A 20,155-nucleotide genomic window follows, 5' to 3' on the forward strand; every position below is an offset into this window, starting at 1 on the left:
CAGATGGATGATAAAATCATGGCAAATATTGGCGTTGTTCCTGTAACTCATGAACGGCATGGGCATCGGTACTGGCAGCGTTTCACCACTTACGATTTTGCTGCCAGCCAGGTTACTTGTCCCGTGGTCAGTCCCGAGGTTCTGCAAGTAGCGGCTGCATATCCGATGCTCTTTCAGTCGGATGGCGAGCGTATCGAACCTGTTGCTCTATTCTCCATGACAGCAGGGCTCACGTCGCCGTTTGTCTCTGACGATGGTAAATGGCTCGCTTGCTACGTGCCGTCCGCCCTTCGGTGCTTTCCATTTCGAGCTGAGCGCTTGAGTGAAAAGCAATACCGACTTCTGGTCGATGAAGCATCGGGCCTTATTTCATCCGATCCAGAAGACATGCCTTTCTTCACGAGAGACGGGCGTGTTACGACCGAACTGCAGAGCGTTCTGGACTTCTTCCGAATGCGCGAAGCTGCGGTGCGAGAGACGCACAAAATATGCAAGCGAATTCAGTCTTTGGGCTTGTTTTCTCGGTTCGGGCCTGCTTCGGGGTCAAATTCTCTGCCTGAGCTGTTGATGGTCGACGAAGACGAGTTGGCTGAATACTTGGGCTCGGGTTCCAATGAACCCATCCCCGTCACCGCGTTGCGGATGATCCACGCACACCAGGTTTCGTTGTCACATTGCGAGTGGCTGTCAGAAGCACAAAGCCAGCGGCAGAAATACCGACCAAAGCCGAACTCCGGCTTATGCGGGTTCGTCTCAGCGTTGGGTCAAGACATGATCCGTTTGCAGCATGAAAATCGGGTGACCTATGCGCAGGGTTAGGTCTGGCTTGAGATGTTATTCTTCCCTCGTGTTCTTGGCTCTGACGTCGGCCTGCGCTCAAACTCCTGAATTAACGCAGGTTTCCATGTCCTTTGCCGACGGATCGACAGGCTCCGGTGCAATAAACCCTTCGACAACATTGATCCGAAGTGGGTTTGGACAACGCGTTCGCGCTGCAGTTCAAAACAGCCCTGCTCTGGCGCAGAGCGCATCACGGATGGGAATTGCAGAAGCCAATCGTGATGCCGCGAGAGGTGAATTTCTACCCCAGGTTTCACTGGGGCTCAATGCGCGTTCGGAACGAACGTATTCGGATCGGGAAGACCTCACCCCTTACGTGCGTGTATCACAGCTTGTCTATGACGGCGGAGCTGCCGCCAATTCGCTTACTGCCGCACGCGCGCGCGTGCTGGAAAGCCGTGGCGATCAACTGCAAACCGCTGCGGCGACTGCTCTGTCTGCGATAGAGGCATATGTCGTGGTTTTGGATCGCCGCAAAATCTATGACATATCGCAGCGCAATGTTGAGGTTCACCAAGAAATTGAGCAACAAATTTCTGAACGGGTGAACAGCGGCGTTGGATCTCGGGCCGATATTCTTATAGCACAATCTCGCGCCGCAGATGCGCGAACACGTTTTGCTGATGCAAGAACAAGGGTGGATCGTGCTGAGGCCCGGTTTCAGGAAGTGTTCGGAATACCTGCGGGAACTCTTCCTCCCGCAGTTCCTGCTCCTGAACTCAGTCGCAGCGACGAGCAGATCGTGCTTGATAGCCCTCAGATTAGACGTGCAGATGCCGCGTTGGTTGCTGCTCGTGCCGAGTGGGCTGCGGCTCAGGCCAGGCGTAAACCGGATGTGCGCCTCACCGCTTTTGCCAATCACGATGATTTCTCGGATACGGATTTCGGCGTCGATTTGTCGGTTAACTACGAACTCGACAGCACTGGTCAACGCCGTGCCGCAATCGCCGCAGCGCAGGAACAGGTCAAGCAGGTCGAGGCCGAGCGTGAGGTTTTGATCCGCGAAATCGGGCGTGAACTTGGGTTTATACGATCGGATCAGAAAGCGGGCGCGGATCGCTTGCGAGAAGCCCGGCTGGCGATGCAGGCCAATGCCGAAAGCGTCACTGCCGCCCGCGCACAATTTACCATCGGTCGACGCAGCCTGATCGAAATTCTGGACGCTCAACGGGACTACGTGAATGCGCAGGAAAGGTTAATCCTGGCGGAACAGAGTTACTTTCTGACCAATTACGCCGTTCTAAACCTGACCGGTGACATTCTTGATTTGCTCGAATTGAGTTTCACGAATTGGAACGGGACACCATGAGTTTTCAGGACAGCCCTATTACTGCGTTGGAAGCGTGTTTGCTGAATGTCGCCGTAACGCTCGATCGACCTGTGACGCTCGCATCAATACATGCTGCGCAATCAGGAAAGAGCGGTAATCTGACGATCCGCGACGCCATCGCTGCCGCTCAGCGGGCCGGATTGCAGGTGGGTTTTGGTTCAATGAAGTTGCCTGATTTCGATACGACCCTCTTCCCCGCCATCCTCTTGTTGGAAAACGAGCGGGCAGTGGTCTATCATGGCCGGTCTGACAACGGTGACTTTCTGATATTCGATCCCGATTTGGATGAAGGGATTGGGGAAATCCCCGAAAGCGCTCTGAAAGACAACTATACTGGTTACGCGTTGCTTTTTCGCAGAGCGTATCAGGATCGCGCGACAACGGGTCGGAACGTCCACGAAGGCCACTGGTTCTGGTCAGCGCTCGCCGCGAGCCGATGGACATATGCGCAGGTCGCGATGGCGGCTGCGTTGGCCAACATTCTCGGGTTATCTACTTCCGTTTTTATCATGGTCGTCTATGACCGCGTGCTGCCAAACGAAGCGACAGCATCCTTGGTGGCTTTGACCCTTGGTGTCGGCCTTGCGCTACTCTTCGATTTCTTACTGAAGATACTGCGTGCAGGATTTATTGATCGCGCGGGTGAGCGGGCGGATCTGGCGATGGGTCGACGCATTTTCGATCAGTTGATCAACATCGGCATGGCTGGGAAATCGGGGTCAACCGGTGCTACGAGCAATACCGTACGCGAATTTGAGACCCTTCGTGAATTTTTCACCTCGGCAACTCTGGTCGCTGTTGTCGACCTTCCCTTCATCGCTCTTTTTCTTTTTACGATCTATTTGGTTGGGGGGTCACTGGCGTTGATTCCTGCCTTGGCGATTCCAGTCGTCCTACTGACCGGTCTTGCGATACAACCGATGCTGTCCCGGTTGGCTGAGCAAAGCTTTTCGGATGGCCAATCAAAACAATCTGTTCTGGTTGAAGCCCTGACAGGCCTTGAAACGATCAAGACCACAGGAGCCTCGCGGTTGATGCGATCTCGATGGGAAGAGGCGATCAAACGTCAATCGAACCACGGATCACGCACCAGGGCGATTACACAATTCGCACTGAACCTGACCGGTTTTACGCAACAGGCGGCACAAGTCTTGGTCGTCTTCTATGGTGTATTTCTTATTACCGATGGGCAGACGAGCATGGGCGCGCTTGTCGCATCGGTGATGTTGACCGGGCGTGCTCTGGCACCGTTGGGGCAATTGGCTCAGACCTTGACGCGTGTCAATCAGGCGCGAAGCGCCTATCGCAATCTCGACACTTTGATGAATGTTGAAAGCGAAAGGCCCGATGGACGCCAATGGATAAGTCATCCCAAATTCAAAGGCCGAATTTCGTTCAACAATGTTTATTTCGCTTATCCAGACCAAGTGGATGATGCTTTGAATGGAGTATCATTTAACATTGAGCCAGGTGAAAAAGTTGCCATTCTCGGCCAGATCGGCTCAGGCAAAAGCACCATCACACGATTGATGCTGGGGCTTTATCACCCTCGGGTGGGTTCGGTGACGCTGGATGGGTTGGACATCCGTCAAATCGATCCGGGCGATCTGCGTCGCAATGTCGGGTCGGTATTGCAGGATGTCTGGCTGTTTTCAGGCACCGTGCGAGAGAACATCGCGAGTGGTGGGCTTCGGGTTCGGGATGAAGACTTGATCAGAGCGGGCCAGTTGGCTGGGGTTGAGGATTTTATCTCGCGGCATCCGCACGGATATGACCTGCGCGTGGCTGAACGTGGCGAAGGTTTGTCGGGCGGGCAGCGACAAGCAATTGCTTTGGCCCGGGCACTTGTTGGACGGCCGCCGGTTCTGCTGCTGGACGAACCCACCAGCGCGATGGACATCAAATCCGAAGCTGAGGTCATACGGCGTCTGAAATCAGCCACACAGCAGGAAACGGTAGTTGTTGTCACACATCGTTCGAGCCTGCTCGAACTTGTCGATCGGGTGATCGTGATTGAAAACGGGAAAGTTGGCATCGACGGGTCCAAGAGCCTGCTCACGCAACACGTGCGCAAGACCGGGAGGCATTTGAATGTCGCGGCATCCTGAGCTTGAAACTCTTGCCCGCGAAATGCGTGGACGCACATCGCTTCGGGGTTCGCTGCTGTTGATCATGATTTCCGTTTGCATGATCAGTGCGTTTATTTGGGCCTATTTCACGGAACTTGACGATGTGGTGCGCGCCGACGGTAGGATTGTGCCCTCGGGTGACGTGCAGGTGATTGAAGCCACCGAGGCGGGCGTATTGCGGGCTTTGCATGTCCGAGAAGGCCTGCTGGTTGATGCGGGCACCTTGCTGATGGAACTCGACACAAATCAGATTGCGCGCGAGCTGAGTCAGGAACAACAACGCGTCTATGGCTTGATGGCGCGGGCCCAGCGGCTACAAGCTGAAATCGATGGGACAGACCTGATATTCAGTGGTGAGTTGCTGAGTGGTGCTCCCGGCGTCGTCCGTTCTGAGACGGCGCTGTATCAGGGTCGACAAGCCGAACTGGCGGCTGAAATTGCCATCCTTCACAGACAGCGCGAGCAAAGACAGCGCGAATACGAAGAGGGGCTGGTCGATCAGGTGACAGCGGTCGAAACACTGAATGTTCTGGCGGAAGAACGCGCACTGATGGTGCCATTGGTAGAGCAACGTATGGAGCCCATGACGACTCTGTTGGCTTTGCGACGCAGCGAGGCGGAGTGGAAGGGGCGCAAGGTTCGTGCAGAAGCGGTAATCAGCAGATTGAAAACCGGCCTTGATGAGGTTGATGACAAAGTCCGCGCCACTCGCAACCGGTTCCGCAGTGCTGCCTTGACCGACTTGGCGCTGGTGACCGCAGAATTGGCTGCATTGCAACCCGCGCTACCCGCTTTGCGCGACCGCGTGTCGCGTGCGCAGATACGCGCGCCCATGCGGGGGGTCGTGAACCGCATCCATCGCACCACCATAGGCGGTCTGGCGCGCAGCGGTGAGGAATTGATCGAGCTTGTTCCGTTGGATGATCGATTGCTGGTTGAGGCTTATGTCAAACCTGGCGATATCGCCTTTTTGCATCCGGGCCAGCCGGTAAAGATCAAGATCACAGCCTACGATTTTTCGCGCTATGGAAGCCTGGATGGTGAAATTGTCCGCATCGGGGCCGACACGATTACGCGCTCAGAGCGCAATGACGAAGAGGTTTTTGTGGTCGAGATCCAGACCACAGGTACCATGCTGGATTCGGGTGGCTTGGCTGTTGAGATCATCCCTGGAATGATTGCGGAGGTTGATATCTTGTCGGGCAGGAAAACGGTGTTTGATTACCTCATCCAACCGGTTCTGAAGGTAAAAGATCAGGCTTTGCGTGAATAGCTTGGCCCGGTTCGGCGCCGCATCAAGCTGGCGCCGCAGTGTTCAATGCCAGCTTACATCGCCGAGGAAGATATAACCCGCACCGTATATTGTTTTGATAAGGCGTGGTTTTTTAGGGTCTTCGCCCAGCTTTGTCCGCAAGCGAGAGATACGGACATCCATCGCGCGGTCAAAACTGTCACCAGCACCTCCACCCAGCATATCCTGCATCCGCGCACGGCTGATCAGGCGTTTGGGGCTTTCCAGAAACAGACGCAGCACTTCACCTTCTGCATGACTGAACGGTGTTTCGATACCGTCGGCATCAATCAGAACATATCGATCGAACTGGGCTGTCCAACCATTGAATTCGGCCACATCCGAGCTTTGAACCGCAGGGCCAGACGACCGCAGACGGGCACGGATACGGGCAACCACTTCGGCGGGGTCAAAGGGTTTTGTGATGTAGTCATCGGCACCAAGCTCAAGTCCGGTGACACGATCCTGCACTTGCGCCCGGCCCGAGATGATGATCACCGCTGCACCTTGCTCCAGCGCCAATCGATGCACCAACGCCAAGCCGTCGGTATCGGGCAACGATAGATCCACTAGACAGACATCCGGGGTGACACGTTTGAGCGAGGCTTCAAATTCGCGGGCCCTGGCAAAGCTCTGGGTGCGAAATCCAGCCTCTTCCAGAGCATCGGTCAGAATACGCCGAATTTCGGGCTCATCATCAAGGATAGTGACCAAAGGATTTGTCATCTATGCGGCCTCGGTGCGGATCAGCGCCGACAATTGCGCCTGAGTAAACGGTTTGCGCAGGACCGGCGCACGGGTCAATGCCTGATTGTGCAGCGGATCGGAGTGAGGCAGGGATGTCATCATTATACAGGGCAGCGCACCGTTGATCTGGTCCACAAGGTCGATGCCAGTCCCCTCCCCCTCCAAACGGATGTCGGTCACGACTAGCGAGATGTCATCAATCTCTGCCGTCAACTCAAGCGCTTCATCAGCCGAGCTTGCCTCGATAACCGAGCAACCCAGCTCGACCAGCATGTCGCGAAACTGGTCACGCAGGTCATCGTTATCCTCAACCAGCAGGACAAGACCCGATCTCGCCGGCGGCGCAGGACGGTAGGGCAAGCGCATTACCACTGATGCCCCGGATGGAGTGTTGCGCAGACTCAGATCTCCTCCGGCAAGTTTTACAGTGTCGTAGACCATGGGCAGACCCAACCCCGAGCCATCGCTTCCCTTCGTCGTAAAAAACGGGTTCAGCGCCTTGTCGAGCGCCTCCGGCGAAAAGCCAGGGCCTGTGTCCGAGACCGTGACCTCGGCCCAGATCGTTCCGATCGCGTGGGCACTGATGGTTATCTGTCCCGAGCTGCCACAGGCGTCACGGGCATTGAGAACCAGATTCAGCAAAGCGTCCTGCACCATCCCCGGATCAAGCATCAAAGGCGCGTCAGGCAAAGTGTTCACGACAGACAACCCCATGCCGCGTGGCAGTGATGGAGTCGCCAGAACCCGTAAATCCTCAAGCAGCCCGCGCATATCCGTGGCTTTGGGCTGCGGCGTTCGGTTGCCGGTCATGTCGGCGATACGGTTCAGCAATTGACCACCACGGCGCGCAGTCGACTGAGTGGCCGCCACAAGTTTATCGGCCTCTTCTGGCAGCTCCATCTTGGCCAGTCGAGACTGCATCCCCAGGATAATGGTCAGAAGGTTTGAGAAGTCATGGGCCAACCCGCTTGTCATTTGCGCAGCCATGGCGCGGCGACGGGTCTGCTGCAGGGCAACGCGTGCCTGTGTTTCTTCGGTGATATCCACCGACATGACATAAACCCCGCCGACCTGATCTGGTGTAAAGGACACGCGAATGCGCCGGGCATCCTGATCTTCGGTGAATTCAAACACTGATGGTTGCCCGCCATAGGCCTGCTCCAGGTGCGGTTTGACCCGGTCATAGGCCGCCTTACCTAGAGCCTGAGATATATGGAGCCCCAGAATCTCTGACGGGCGACCCGGCATGACCGAACTGAGACGGCGGTTGGAATAGTCATACTGCTTGTTGGCATCGAGATGCGCGATATGCGCAGGCATCATCTCGGTCGTCATCCGCGTTCGGGCTTCGATCTCTGTCAACTGGCGTTTGGCCTCTTCCAACGCGGTGATGGTGGCAGCAAGTTTGCGGTTGGTGGCCGAAAGCTCTTCGGCGTGGCTCAGCAACTGCCCTGACAGTTCTTCGGACCGGGCGCGCAACAGATCCTCGACCTGTCGGGTTCGGGTGATGTCTGTATAAACGGCCACCCAGCCACCATTTGGCAGTGGTGCACCTTCGATGGAGATCACCTGACCATTGGGGCGAACACGCTCCATGTAATGAGGCTCAAAGGCCAGGGCCTGCGCGACACGGCTTTCGACCATATCCTCAACAGCGCCATCCGCGCCATATTCCCCGCGGCTGGCAAGAAAATGGATAGTGTCGCGGAACAATGCCCCCGGCTGGACGAGTTCTTCCGGCAGGTCAAACATCTCTTGAAAACGCAGATTGCTGAGCACGAGACGGAGCTTGCTGTCGTAGATCGACAGCGCCTGGCCGATGAGGTTCAAGCCAGAAGTGGTCATCGCCTTAATGCGCTGTTCGGTAATCTCCAATTCCGTCCTCCCCTGCGCCTATGGGTAACACCAGTTCGGGCGCAGGTGTAGGGCCTTGTCTAACCGTGTAGCGGTTGGTTGTTCGCAGCGCGATAGGCCTGCACATATCCTCGCGCGACCGAGCGGACTGCAGTTCCAATCTGTGAATAGGCTTCGTCCGGAAGATTGGCGAAAGAGACGCGGGCTGACCAGCTTGGGGCGTCAAACCCGCTGCCATTCAACAGGACGATGCCGTAGTCCTCGGCCAGTTTGAAGGCGATATCGAGCGGGTGGATATTCTGCTTGATCCAGGTGACCACATCCTCACCCACATACTTTCGCAGCCAGAATTCGAAGTCGATGATGCCGTAGTATGCATCATAATGCTCGCCCGCCTGAACCTCGACCCCCAACGCCTCGGTCAGCAGTTTGAACCTGCGGTGGACCAGCTCCATGCAGGCGGTCTGATAGGCTTTTTTGGTATCTACGAGCTCACACAGTGAAAACAGCGTCATCATCACCTGTTGCGGTAGCGATAGTCCCGCCGTGTGGTTCAGTGCCACATCCCGGCTGTCGGCCACTAACCGGTCGATAAAGCGGATATCGCGCGGTGTCAGGCTGAGTGTGCCATAGCGCTTGTCCAACTTCTGTTTGATGTCTTCGGGATGCTCGGCGAGTTTCAGGTCAAATATGTTGTCTTGCGCGACGGCGATCACACCCAGACGCCAGCCGGTACAGCCGAAGTACTTTGAATAAGAGTAAACTCCGATCGTATTACGCGGCAGATGGCCCATCACCGAGGTAAAGTCATGTACGAACGTGCCATAGACATCGTCGGTCAGCACGATCAGGTCGGGTCGGTGGTTTTCAACCAGATCAGCCAACTTGCGTAGTGATGCGGTGCTGAGCGCCACCGAGGAAGGATTGCCCGGATTGACCAGAAAGAACGCCTTTACCTTGGGGTCTTTCAGCTTCTCCACCGCGGCATCGGTCAGCTGAAATCCGTCTTCCTCATCCGTTTCCACATGCACGGATTCGAGGGCGTAGTCCTCAAGCTCGGGCATCTCAAGATAAGGCGTGAAGATCGGAGTGCAGAGCGCGATGGTGTCACCCGGACTCAGCAGCCGGTTCGCTTTCAGCGTTTTGAAGATATAGCACATCGCTGCTGTTCCACCTTCAACCGCGAACAGGTCGAATTGCGCGTCGGGACGGTGACCCGCACACATCGCCCACATCAGGTATTCATGCGCGATGGCTGCGTTGTGTTTCAGGATACGGTCCGGGACAGGATAATTATCACCAATGATGGAATCCGTCAGTTCATGGACAAACTCATCCGCGTTGAACGCGAAGGCTGAAATGGCATGGGCCACAACTTCCAGCAGGATATCGACGCCTGGCATGTCGGCATTTGCCGCGGCCCAGTCCTGCAATCGGCCATGACAGCCCTTTATAGCAGGCATACCGCCTAACCCTGCCGGATGGTCCATCACGCGTTTGGACTCGGTCACTGCGAACTGACCCAACGCAAAGAAAGCCTCGCGCGGGCGGGTGGCAACCCAATTGGGGTTGCCGCGACCTGCGTTCAGAAAGGCGCTGTTGGCCTTGCGCGCCTCGGCCGAGGCCAGTTGGATCAGCTCATCCTTGATCTGAAACGGGCTGAGCGCTTCGTAATCGTGCAGCGTGAGTCTATCCATGGATCGAACCTTTCGAAATCAGCTTAGGATCAAAACAACGACCATTCCGAAAATGGTCAGCAATGTGTTGCCAATGGCATAGGGCATCCCATAGCCAAGCGCCGGGATGCGGCTTTGGGCAGCCTCCTGGATCATACCCAAGGCAGCCGTGGTCGTTCGTGCGCCAGCACAGGCGCCGAACAAGATAGCGGGGTGAAATTTGAACACGTAGTGCCCGACATAAACCGCAAAGATCATCGGTAGCGAAGTGGCAACGATCCCCCAAAGAAGCAACGCAATCCCCGCTTGTTGCAGCCCGGCGACAAAGCCCGGCCCTGCAGTAATCCCGATCACCGCTATGAAGACGTTCAGACCCAGCGTATTCATCAGCCATAGCGCAGGCCCCGGTATGCGGCCAAAGGTTGGGTGCACCGTCCGCAACCAACCCAGTACCAGACCGGCCAACAGCGCCCCTCCTGTAGTGGACAAGCTGATGGGAAATCCTCCCATCATGATCGCCAGCGTGCCGATCACACCGCCGATAAAAATACCCCAGCCGACAAAGGCCAGATCGGTGGTGTCGACAGGCCGATCAGCATAGCCGATCTCGGCGATGGCGGCCTCAACGTGGCGTTTGGCACCTTGAAGGGTCAGAATGTCCCCGCGATGGACCACGGTGCCCGGCAGCAGCGGTAGATCCAGCATGTTGCGGGTCAGCTTCGAAACATAGACACCGCGTGCAATCGACATTTTGCTGAGCTGTTCGAGGGTCTTGTTGTGGACCTCCTTACTGGTGATCAACACGTCCAGTTTTTCGGACGGGATGCTTAACAGATCGGGAGCGTCAGCCTCTTTCAGATTGGTTTCCAGCAGGGTCACAAGATCGGCACGACGACCCGAGAACATGACGACATCTCCCGCCTCAAGCACAGTATTGTCGTCTACTTCGATCACCTGATCGCCGCGACGTAGTCGTTCGGCATAAATGCGTACACCCGGCATCAGATCCTTGACCGGCTGGCCCAGCAGGTCGCTACCCGCAGGAATTTCAAACGCCCGCGCTTCGATAGCGCGATAGGCCGAGACGATGCCTTCACCGGTTTCCACCGATGCACCGCCACCCAGCTTGGCCTCGTATTCCTTACAGGCGGCGGGCAGATCAACGCCGATCAGGCGCGGCCCGATCTTGGCCAGAATTATGGCCGAACCGATAGTGCCATAGATATAGGTGACCGCATACGCGACTGGGATCTGGTTGGCATAGGTCTTGGCCTGCTCGGCCGAGAGGCCCAATTGGCCAATCTGATCGGTCGCAACCCCGATCGCCGCCGAGATCGTCTGCGAGCCAGCATAAAGTCCCGCGGCATACCCCAATTCCAGCCCTGCCACCTTCGCAGCTATGACAGGAATCACCAGACAGAGAGCAAGGACACTGAGCGCAAAGAAAACCTCGCGCGCGCCGTCTACCTTCAGGCCGCGCATGAACTGAGGTCCGACACCGTAACCCACAGCAAAGATAAACAGAATGAAGAAGGTCGATTTGACCGCTGAGTCGATGTCGATATGCGCCTGCCCGATCACCACCGCCGCCAGCAAGGTTGCAGTCACGGTGCCCAGACTGAACCCCATCAGCTTCCATGGGCCGACAAGGAAACCGATACCGATGGATAGAAATACCGCCAGTTCAGGATAGGTCTGAAGAATATTCACCAGCCAATCGAGCATACTTCACCTCACAATATCAGGTTCGGCAAAAGCCGGACGTGACAAAGATGGACCTCGGCACAATTCGCCAAAAATTCAGATCGGTCCGCAAACGTCCGACTAGTTGTCCGGCACGGGTGTGCCAGCGCGAGATTCTATGCGGTTACGATACTGTAAGTGCTCAGCATGTCTAGGTTTTTTAGAAACAGGTCGCGTCAGGCCTCCATCAGCTCGCGCCATCGGTGGCAGAGAACCAAGTGGGTGGCGTCTTCATGTTCAAGCTGCGGCTCTTTCTGGCGGCAGATATCAATCGCATGAGGGCAGCGTGTGTTGAACTTGCACCCGGTCGGAGGGTTCGTAGGAGACGGTATTTCGCCCTCCAGCTTCTGCGCCTTGCCCTTCTCATCGGGATCAAGCGAGGGGATCGCCGAGAACAGAGCCTTTGTGTAGGGATGGCGCGGGGCTTCGAACAGCTGGCGTGTGGGGGCGCTTTCGACAATGCGGCCCAGATACATCACAGCGACATGATCGCAAGTATGGGCTACGACGCTCAAATCGTGGCTGATGAACATGAACGTCAGGCCCAGCTCTTCCTGCAGGCTTTTTAGCAGGTTCAGAATATCGGCCTGAATTGAGACATCGAGCGCGGCGACGGATTCGTCTGCCACAACGAAACTCGGCCCCGACACCAGAGCACGCGCGATTGATATGCGCTGCCGCTGACCCCCGGAAAACGCATGTGGGAAGCGACGCAGATGCTCAAGGTTCAACCGGCATTTCGCAGCGATCTCGCGCACACGGGCGTCGGTTTCGTCGCGCGTTTTGGTCAGACCCATGACCTCAAGCGGCTCGGCAATGATATCGCGCACAGTCATACGCGGGCTGAGTGCCGCATAAGGGTCCTGAAAGATCAGTTGCGCGCGGCGGCGATACTCTTTCAGGTCAGCGGGTTTCATCTCAGCGAGGTCGTATTGCACTTCACCATCGTCATAGGTGGCGTGGCCACCCGTGATGGGAACGGCATTCAGCAGGGCGCGTCCCAGCGTTGTCTTGCCGGAACCCGATTCCCCAACGACGCCAAAGAACGTCCCTTTGGGAATATCGAGCGTGATGTGGTCGACGGCCTTGAGGATCCTCTTATTGAAAATCTTACCGCCGATCTGGAACCCGACCGAAAGGTCCTGAGTGCTGATAAGGGGTTTATCGCTCATGCGGCGGATCCTTCAGTGCAGAGATGGCAGGCGGCGCGGTGGTCGGGGCCGACATCGCTCCAATGTGGGGCCTGGTTTTTGCAGATGTCGCCGATGATCTTGCCGCAGCGCGTGTGGAATACGCAGCCGTCGGGCCGCTCAAGCGGCGACGGGATATCGCCAGGAACGGGCTTGAGCGGCTTGTCCAGATCGTCCAGCTGAGGCAGCGCATCGATCAGGCCCTGCGTATAAGGGTGGGTCGGCGCATGGATCACCTCGCGCACCGGACCCTGTTCGATGATGCGGCCCAGATACATCACAGCCACCTTGTCGGCGGTCTGGGCGACGACGCCCAGATCGTGAGTGATGAAGATGATCCCCATCCCAAATTCAGAAACCAGATCTTTCATCAGGTCGATGACCTGTGCCTGAATGGTGACGTCCAAAGCGGTCGTGGGTTCATCTGCAATCAGCAGCTTGGGTTTGGTCGACAACGCCATGGCGATCATCGCACGTTGGCGCATTCCCCCGGACAGCTCAAAGGCGAACTGTCCGAACCGCGTCGCAGCGTCCGATATGCCGACACGGTCCAGCATCTCGATCGAAAGCTCTTTGGCCTGTTTTTTGTTCATATCCGTGTGGATCAACAATTGCTCGACCATCTGGCTGCCAATGGTCATAGCAGGTGCAAAACTGGCCATCGGTTCCTGAAAGATCATGCTGATGGCACCGCCGCGCACAACCTCCATGTCACGCGGGCGCTTCAAGGACATCACATCCACCGGACCTGTCTCCAGATGCAGGTTAATCTTGGTCTCAGGCGCATAGACGGTGTTATTGGCATTCAGCTTCATCAGTGATTTGGCTGTCACCGACTTGCCTGATCCACTTTCACCGACCAGCCCCATCACCTCGCCGGGAGCGAGTGAAAAGGATACGTTGTCTACAGCGGTGATCAGACCCTCATCCGTCTTGAATTGAACGGTGAGGTTTTCAACATCGAGCAGGCTCATTTCTTGGACTCCGAATAGGGGTCCGCTGCATCGCGCAACCCGTCGCCTACAAATACAAATGCCATCACTAGCGCGATGAAGAACAATACCGGGATGAAATACCACTGATAATTCAGCAATACGTCGGCACTGGTCACATTCTGCAGCATCACGCCCAGACTGTTGACCGGGTCCTTCAGGCCGAGGCCAATAAAGCTGAGAGCGGTTTCGCTGAGCACCACATAAGGGAACGTGATCACCAGATCGACGATGATATAACTGGTGAAACTGGGCAGCAAGTGTTTGCGGATGATGTGACTGGGTGACGCTCCGCTGAGTTGCGCGGCCAAGACGTATTCCTGATTGCGTTCAGTCAACAGATGCGTACGCACGCGGCGGGCCAACGTGGGCCAGCCAACCAGACCCAGAATGGCTGTAATCACGAAAAATCGCGTCTCTGCCGACCACTCTGGCGGGATAAAGGCGGCGATGGCCATGAACAGTGGGATCGAGGGGATGGTACGCACCGCATCCGTGATCATCTGGATCAAACTGTCGATCATGCCACCGTAATACCCGGCGACCCCTCCGATCGCGAGGGCCAGAACAAATGAGATCAGAACCCCCAATGTCCCAACCTGAAGCGATGTCCAAACCGCGTGCAGAGTTCGGCTGAAAATATCCTTACCGGCAGCATCGGTGCCAAACAGGTGGACATAGCCGGTGTCCGTGCCAAACAAGTGGATGTCACCGGGGATGAAGCCAAACAGTTTGTAAGGGTCCCCCTTTACGAAGAACTGGACGTAACGCCGCTCGTCTTCGTTGACCTTCTCCACCCAGCGGAAATTCGTCGCCAAGGAGCGTTCACGCGTCACTTCATGCAAAAACGGGCGCAATGAACAGCCGTTCTTGTCGCAGAATTGCGGAATCTGCGGCGCGCCGTTTAGATAGTCCTTGTCACGCCCTGCGGCAGTGGGATCGTAAGGCGACAGAAATGGTGCAAAGATCCCAGACAGAATCAACACCATCAGCACCGTGGCGGCAATCATGGCCGAGCGTTGTTTCTTGAACCGCGCCCAGATCAGCTGTCGTTGAGATGCGGTGAAATAGGCTTCTTTCGCCTGTTGTTTTGTCATCGCAGTCATCGGCTTACCTCAGAATACTCTTGCGGACGCGCGGATCGAGAACCGCGAGCAGAATGTCGGTGGCAAAGTTCAGCGTCACGATGGAGGCCGTCAGTAGGAAGATGATCGCTCCTGCAAGCTGCTGGTCATTTGATCGGGCCAGCGCCTCCAGCAGCAGCGATCCCGCTTCTGTCAATGTCAGGATCAGGGCCACAATCGGCAATTCGTTGAAGATACGGTTCAGGTCAAACCCAAGCGAGTTCACAATCGGTCCCAGTGCATGACGAGCCGGATATCGCCATAGCAGGCGACGACCATAGATACCGCGTGCGGCGGCGGCAGTGACATAAAGTTTGCCGATCTCGTCAGACATCAATGCCCTTACGGTTTGCAACGCAAAGGCGGTGGCCGACCAGCCCAGGATAAACACTGGCAGCCAGGCATGCTTCATCAAGTCAACGAATTTCGCCCAGGACCAGGGCGCGTTTTTGTACTCGGGTGAAAATAGCCCCGTCAGCGTTTCACCGAAATAGATGGTCGAAAAAAGCATCACCATCAGCGCCAGCAAGAAGTTTGGCATCGCCAGACCCAGATAGCTGACGATGCGCAGCGTGTTGTTCAGAAAGGCATTGCGCGACGCGGCCGAGATGATGCCGACCGGGATGGCAATCGCGTAGGCAAGCGTCAGCGAGCCCAGGCAAATCCACAGGGACACCCAGAACTTGTCGCCCAGCAATTGTGCGATATCGACCCGAAGGATACAGCTGTCGCCAAAGTCACCGCGAAATGCTCCGGAAAGCCAGCTGACCCAGCGTTCCAGAAAGGGGCGATCCAGACCCAGACGAATACGCTCATTCTGAATATCTGTCAGCGTGATCGCCTGCCCTTGCGTGTTCTTGTAGGCAAGGTAGCGCTCGGCACAGTCACCTGGCACAAGCTCCATCAATGAGAACACGATTAGTGAAACGATCACCAACGTGATCAGTGCCATGACCGCCCGGGTCGCGGCAAATCGGGCGAACTGTAACATGGGTATCCTTCAATAAAGACGTGAAGACGGGCGTTGCCGCCCGTCCTCCGATTGTATCAATCCGCGATTATTCGCTCAGCGACCATTGATATGCGCGGTAAGGATAGGTGCGATAGAATTCATAAGATGCTGTTTTGAATTCAGGCACGTTGCTCAGCTTGTTGCTGACATATACCGGCGATGGGGCCGAGATGATGCCGATGAATGTCAGATTTCCTGTCATCGATTCAACCATGCTGTTGCCGATCTCACCTTGCTCTGCAGAGCCGGGAATTGCTGCCTGGAACGCGTTGATACCTGCAATCAGGTCTTTCGCGTATTGCGGCGGCTCAACACCGGCCGATCCATCCGAGTCGACCCATTCAGCCCAACCCATCGCAGGGCGCAAGCCGAAATAGTCCGAATACGGCGGCACCCACAGCTGATTGTCACCCAGATTTGTGCCGACAGGTGAACCCACGGTCCACGTCAGGACGTCCAAAGCGTTCGACGACTGGGCCGACCGATATTCGTCCGGCGTCACCTCTTTGATGGTGGTGTTGATCCCGATATCTTTCCAGTTCTGCGCGATCAGTTCGACCAAAGCCGCGGAAACCTCTTGCGATGAGAACTGCCAGTCCAGAACAAGCGGATCACCGTTGGGCATGTCGCGATTGCCGTCACCATCGGCATCCACCAGTCCAACCTCGTCCAGCAGAGCGCTGGCGCGATCCTGGTCGAACGAGGCTTCGTAGCTGACCCATTTCGGATCAACAAAATCCGGAACCGGAGAGAAGCCTACATATTGCTGCGGAGTACCCAGACCGAAATAGATTGTCTCGTTGATTTCGTCCCGGTTGATGGCGTTCGACATCGCGGCACGGAAGCGGAGGTCGTTGAACACCTCGCGAACTGCTTCATCTTCATGCGTCAGGTTGAAGGCAACCGCCGGCATCGCAATTGTCGGCCGCACGTCGATACGGTAATTGCCTGCTTCCTGCCCTTCCAGCAGCACCGGGGCATTTGGCAGAACAACCGATTGCGCCTTGTAATCCACCTCGCCATTCAGAAGTTTCAGCAAACGCACTTCCGAGTCACTGATGTAAACTTCGTCCTGCTCATTGATATAGGGCAATTGATTACCCGCCGTGTCGACGGCGAAGAAATATGGGTTCGCGACCAGGTGACGGCCTTCCGCAGTCTCCTCGACAAGGATGTGGCTCTCCAGTGTCGGGACCGCGTTTTTGGGCAGACCCGCCAACTTGTCCCCCGCGGTCAGCATGGGCGATGGCGTGTCGGTCCAGTCAGAGTTGCCGTAATAGGCTTTGATTGCATCATAGCCGTTTTCATAACCAAGGGCCTGCGCGTTTGCATCCGCGTCGGCATTGATTTCAGGGTGGAACTGACCCAGGAAATGCATCGGCTGATAGGGCTGTACATACTGGGACGCGAAGGTTTCGATCAGGCCAGCTTTGGGTGCTTTGAGGTTGAATTGAACGGTCTGTTCATCCAGCGCGACCACTTCAATGGGCTCACCACCGGCCAGGGCATAATCTTTGGCTTCGGGGATGACATTCGGGTCCATCATCAGGTTGTTGTACCAGAACACCACATCCGCCGACGTGAACGGTGCGCCATCCGACCACTTGTGGCCTTCGCGCAGAGTTACGGTCAACTGAGTGAAATCGTCATTCCATTCAAAGGATTTGGCGACGTGAGGAACAATTGTCTGCAGATCGTCCGCATAGCGCACCAGGCTGGTGTGCCGCACGGACAGGAAATCCGAAGTGCCGGATTCGGTCGCATTCGACAGTGCATCGAACTGACCACCATACTGGCCGATCGCATCGTAGGGCACTACGATCAAAGGCTCGCTGGGAAGACGGTCTGCCACTGCTGGCAGATCGCCATTCCCCTTGATGCGGGCATTCAGATCGGCGATCGCCGGGTTTTCTGAAAAGCTCAGCTCGCAATTTGCGGCGGATTGGAATTCTGCCAGTTCGTATTGTTGTGGATGCTCACCCGCAGCGATGCCCTGCGAATCTGCCACGGTTATCGCCGGGCAGGCCGCAAACGCGGCGCCGGGCAGCACAACCGCCGCAACACCGGATAGGAGTAATCTTTTCATCTTGGAACCCTCTTGGTTTTGAGTCTTTGAAATGGCGATGCACACCAGGTGGATGACACCGGATGTGATACTTGGGCTGAATTGTTGTGCGGATCGTTGTGTGACTGCCGAGAGATGACAGAAATGGCCCTCTGCTGCCGAAGCAGATCGGTACCGTTTAGTCGTGTCATCCCACCCAGCGCCATCGTGTTGGCAATGCTGTCATTCACATTGGTCTTCGTCATCATGCCCGCAAACTCAGGTCTTTCTTCAATTCAGCAAAAGACCATAAAGATGTGACAGTTTTTTAATGTTTTTGTCACCAAAAATATTTTTCGGTCAAAAACCCAAGCATTCGGTCATTTTCCCTACAACTACAGACAGAACGGGCAATAGGCCCAATTATTGGGCCAGAAACACTTCTTTATACAGAACTGCTCTGCCTGGATAATAATCAATCTGAAGGCGCAGCCGACCGGAAAAGCGGCCCGCCTTCCACGAATCTAGTGATATCGACGCTGAGATTTCGGACCTTCCGCGGTGATCGAATCAAGCGAAAGCGTGTGGTCGGTGTTGCGCATCCGGTGACGCAGCATCTGGCGGCACAGCCGTGCAAGATCAGTTGCGAATTCCGGTTTGCCCGCGACATTCTCATGCTCCCCGCGCCCTTGATGATCAAACAACAAAGGCGGCAGATCGGCGGCAAATTCGACCAGCGTGAAGCGCTCGTCCCGCAAGATACCCAGACAAGAGTCGCTGTTTCCTGTTTTCAGCCGGTGCTGCCACAGTGACGGATCTTCGGGCTCCGAGAAATCCAACTCGCTGAATGTGTAGCTGCGCCAATCCGCAGGTGTCTCACCCCGCACCAGAGGCAGCAAGGACCGGCCATCCATCGAATTGGGTGCCACCTGCCCGACCCAGTCCAGAATCGTGGGCGATATATCGATGGATTCGGTTGGCTCGGCAACCACCCTTCCCGCCCCTTCCCCTGGGGCACGGATCATGAGTGGCGTCTGATATGCCGCGTCATAGACCGACATCTTGCCCCATGAGAACCTGTCGCCCAGCATCTCGCCGTGATCGGCGGTGATCACCACAAGGGTTTTATCGTAAAGGCCGCTGTCTTTCAGATATTGAATGACCCGACCGATGTGATGATCAACTTCGGTCGCCAACCCAAGATAGATGGCGCGCAGGGTCTGTAGATTTTCTTCGGTTTGTTCGACCTCATCGAAACCCAGAACCGCGTTTCGAAGATCGCTTTTGTCGATCAGTGGTCCAAAAAACGGATGAATTGCCTTTTCATCATCAGCCGAAGGCAGCGTATCCGGCAGCGGCAGTTGCGCCGGATCATACATGCGATTGTAAGGTGCAGGCGCGACCAATGGCGGGTGAGGCCGGATGTAGGTCAGGTGCGCGAACCAATCGGTCTTATCGTAGGCAGCGATGCTGTTCAGGAACGTATCGGTCAGAAACGCTGTGTCGCTGTCGTCGGCGCGATAAAGCGCCGGGTCGTTCAGCTTTGGTGTACCGCCATCGGGTGATACGGGCTTATAGACATCCAAATAGTTCTCGAATTTGTATCCTTTCTTCAGCAAATGAGATCGCCACGGATAGGATTCTTCGAGCCGCATTTCGACAATCTCGTCGAAGCCGGCCATCGGGTGCTCATAGCTTTTGGCCACAGGATCATTGGGATGGAGAACCCGAGGATCGACCGATGTATCGGTGTACCCATAGAGCATCGGGCGGTAGCCGGCCTTGCGCATCTCGGTCGCGATATTCGGCGTGTCGTGGCGCATCGGCGTGCCATTCCGGATCGACCGGTGGTTCATCGCATACCGTCCCGTCAACATCGAAGCCCGAGAAGGGCCACAGGGGTTCGTGACCGAAAAGTGCCGCTTGAACACCGTTGCCTCGCTCATGAATGCGCGCAGATTGGGCATGTTCACATGTTCGGAAAGCGCTCCGTTCAGGCAATCCGCGCGCAGTTGATCGATGGTGATAAAAAGAATATTCCCGGTCTGACCCACGGTGCCATTCTCCGATTGGTGTTTCACGATTTGCGGCGGACAGTGTCCGGCTTTCGTAACAGGCGCAACTGGTTTTCAGCCGATCAGAGACTGGAAGTTACTGTATCACCATCGCAATTGATGGGTGCT

General features: G+C 56.0%; 14 protein-coding genes. 4 read left to right on the top strand and 10 right to left on the bottom strand.

The genetic code is table 11. The annotated features are described in order from the left end of the window. Window positions 1-3: 3 nt before the first annotated feature. The 4 genes from ACR0AZ_RS10160 (at window position 4) to ACR0AZ_RS10175 (ending at window position 5,572) form a co-directional block, all read left to right on the top strand. The gene (locus ACR0AZ_RS10160; RefSeq protein WP_480472737.1) at window positions 4-819 is read left to right on the top strand and encodes a SapC family protein; all 816 of its coding nucleotides are present in this window, start codon (window positions 4-6) and stop codon (window positions 817-819) included. An 85-nt stretch (window positions 820-904) separates the two neighbouring features. Next, window positions 905-2,149 (top strand): TolC family protein, encoded by a 1,245-nt coding sequence (locus ACR0AZ_RS10165; protein ID WP_480561562.1) that lies wholly within the window; start codon window positions 905-907, stop codon window positions 2,147-2,149. After that, on the top strand, window positions 2,146-4,278 hold the full coding sequence (locus ACR0AZ_RS10170; protein ID WP_480667364.1) for a type I secretion system permease/ATPase: 2,133 nt from the start codon (window positions 2,146-2,148) through the stop codon (window positions 4,276-4,278). Before ACR0AZ_RS10165 ends, ACR0AZ_RS10170 begins: the two co-directional genes overlap by 4 nt. Beyond that, window positions 4,262-5,572, top strand: a complete 1,311-nt coding sequence (locus tag ACR0AZ_RS10175; protein WP_480472731.1) for an HlyD family type I secretion periplasmic adaptor subunit — start codon at window positions 4,262-4,264, stop codon at window positions 5,570-5,572. Before ACR0AZ_RS10170 ends, ACR0AZ_RS10175 begins: the two co-directional genes overlap by 17 nt. A 42-nt stretch (window positions 5,573-5,614) precedes the next feature. On the opposite strand, the gene ACR0AZ_RS10180 is transcribed toward ACR0AZ_RS10175, so the two are convergent. From ACR0AZ_RS10180 to ACR0AZ_RS10225, 10 genes are all read right to left on the bottom strand, one after another. Continuing rightward, window positions 5,615-6,316, bottom strand: coding sequence for a response regulator transcription factor (locus ACR0AZ_RS10180; protein ID WP_480472729.1), 702 nt, complete (start codon window positions 6,314-6,316; stop codon window positions 5,615-5,617). Beyond that, window positions 6,317-8,182, bottom strand: a complete 1,866-nt coding sequence (locus ACR0AZ_RS10185; protein ID WP_480472914.1) for a PAS-domain containing protein — start codon at window positions 8,180-8,182, stop codon at window positions 6,317-6,319. It lies immediately after the preceding gene. 89 nt (window positions 8,183-8,271) lie between these two features. Then, a complete protein-coding gene (locus ACR0AZ_RS10190; protein WP_480667365.1) occupies window positions 8,272-9,888 on the bottom strand; it encodes a bifunctional aspartate transaminase/aspartate 4-decarboxylase in 1,617 nt (538 codons plus the stop codon). Window positions 9,889-9,906: 18 nt separating this feature from the next. Beyond that, on the bottom strand, window positions 9,907-11,592 hold the full coding sequence (gene aspT / locus ACR0AZ_RS10195) for an aspartate-alanine antiporter (RefSeq protein WP_480472725.1): 1,686 nt from the start codon (window positions 11,590-11,592) through the stop codon (window positions 9,907-9,909). A 194-nt stretch (window positions 11,593-11,786) separates the two neighbouring features. Next, the gene (locus ACR0AZ_RS10200; RefSeq protein WP_480658706.1) at window positions 11,787-12,782 is read right to left on the bottom strand and encodes an ABC transporter ATP-binding protein; all 996 of its coding nucleotides are present in this window, start codon (window positions 12,780-12,782) and stop codon (window positions 11,787-11,789) included. After that, entirely contained in the window at window positions 12,779-13,774 is a 996-nt protein-coding gene (locus ACR0AZ_RS10205) for an ABC transporter ATP-binding protein (protein WP_480472721.1), read from the bottom strand. The genes ACR0AZ_RS10200 and ACR0AZ_RS10205 overlap by 4 nt, the downstream gene beginning before the upstream one ends. Beyond that, a complete protein-coding gene (locus ACR0AZ_RS10210) occupies window positions 13,771-14,898 on the bottom strand; it encodes an ABC transporter permease (protein WP_480472719.1) in 1,128 nt (375 codons plus the stop codon). Before ACR0AZ_RS10210 ends, ACR0AZ_RS10205 begins: the two co-directional genes overlap by 4 nt. A gap of 4 nt (window positions 14,899-14,902) precedes the next feature. Then, entirely contained in the window at window positions 14,903-15,907 is a 1,005-nt protein-coding gene (locus ACR0AZ_RS10215) for an ABC transporter permease (protein ID WP_480472717.1), read from the bottom strand. Window positions 15,908-15,974: 67 nt separating this feature from the next. Further along, window positions 15,975-18,014, bottom strand: a complete 2,040-nt coding sequence (locus tag ACR0AZ_RS10220) for an ABC transporter substrate-binding protein (protein ID WP_480667366.1) — start codon at window positions 18,012-18,014, stop codon at window positions 15,975-15,977. Between the two features lie 482 nt (window positions 18,015-18,496). After that, a complete protein-coding gene (locus ACR0AZ_RS10225) occupies window positions 18,497-20,053 on the bottom strand; it encodes a sulfatase-like hydrolase/transferase (RefSeq protein ID WP_480667367.1) in 1,557 nt (518 codons plus the stop codon). Between the last annotated feature and the right edge of the window lie 102 nt (window positions 20,054-20,155).

It is taken from the genome of Ruegeria sp. BE3 (genome assembly GCF_056538865.1).

Coding starts and splice junctions, on each gene's coding strand:
- ACR0AZ_RS10220 (WP_480667366.1), bottom strand. CDS start 18,014: ATGAAAAGATTACTCCTATCCGGTGTTGCGGCGGTTGTGCTGCCCGGC.
- ACR0AZ_RS10165 (WP_480561562.1), top strand. CDS start 905: ATGTCCTTTGCCGACGGATCGACAGGCTCCGGTGCAATAAACCCTTCG.
- ACR0AZ_RS10200 (WP_480658706.1), bottom strand. CDS start 12,782: ATGAGCGATAAACCCCTTATCAGCACTCAGGACCTTTCGGTCGGGTTC.
- ACR0AZ_RS10175 (WP_480472731.1), top strand. CDS start 4,262: ATGTCGCGGCATCCTGAGCTTGAAACTCTTGCCCGCGAAATGCGTGGA.
- ACR0AZ_RS10205 (WP_480472721.1), bottom strand. CDS start 13,774: ATGAGCCTGCTCGATGTTGAAAACCTCACCGTTCAATTCAAGACGGAT.
- ACR0AZ_RS10210 (WP_480472719.1), bottom strand. CDS start 14,898: ATGACTGCGATGACAAAACAACAGGCGAAAGAAGCCTATTTCACCGCA.
- ACR0AZ_RS10160 (WP_480472737.1), top strand. CDS start 4: ATGGATGATAAAATCATGGCAAATATTGGCGTTGTTCCTGTAACTCAT.
- ACR0AZ_RS10190 (WP_480667365.1), bottom strand. CDS start 9,888: ATGGATAGACTCACGCTGCACGATTACGAAGCGCTCAGCCCGTTTCAG.
- ACR0AZ_RS10180 (WP_480472729.1), bottom strand. CDS start 6,316: ATGACAAATCCTTTGGTCACTATCCTTGATGATGAGCCCGAAATTCGG.
- ACR0AZ_RS10170 (WP_480667364.1), top strand. CDS start 2,146: ATGAGTTTTCAGGACAGCCCTATTACTGCGTTGGAAGCGTGTTTGCTG.
- ACR0AZ_RS10185 (WP_480472914.1), bottom strand. CDS start 8,182: ATGACCACTTCTGGCTTGAACCTCATCGGCCAGGCGCTGTCGATCTAC.
- ACR0AZ_RS10215 (WP_480472717.1), bottom strand. CDS start 15,907: ATGTTACAGTTCGCCCGATTTGCCGCGACCCGGGCGGTCATGGCACTG.
- aspT (WP_480472725.1), bottom strand. CDS start 11,592: ATGCTCGATTGGCTGGTGAATATTCTTCAGACCTATCCTGAACTGGCG.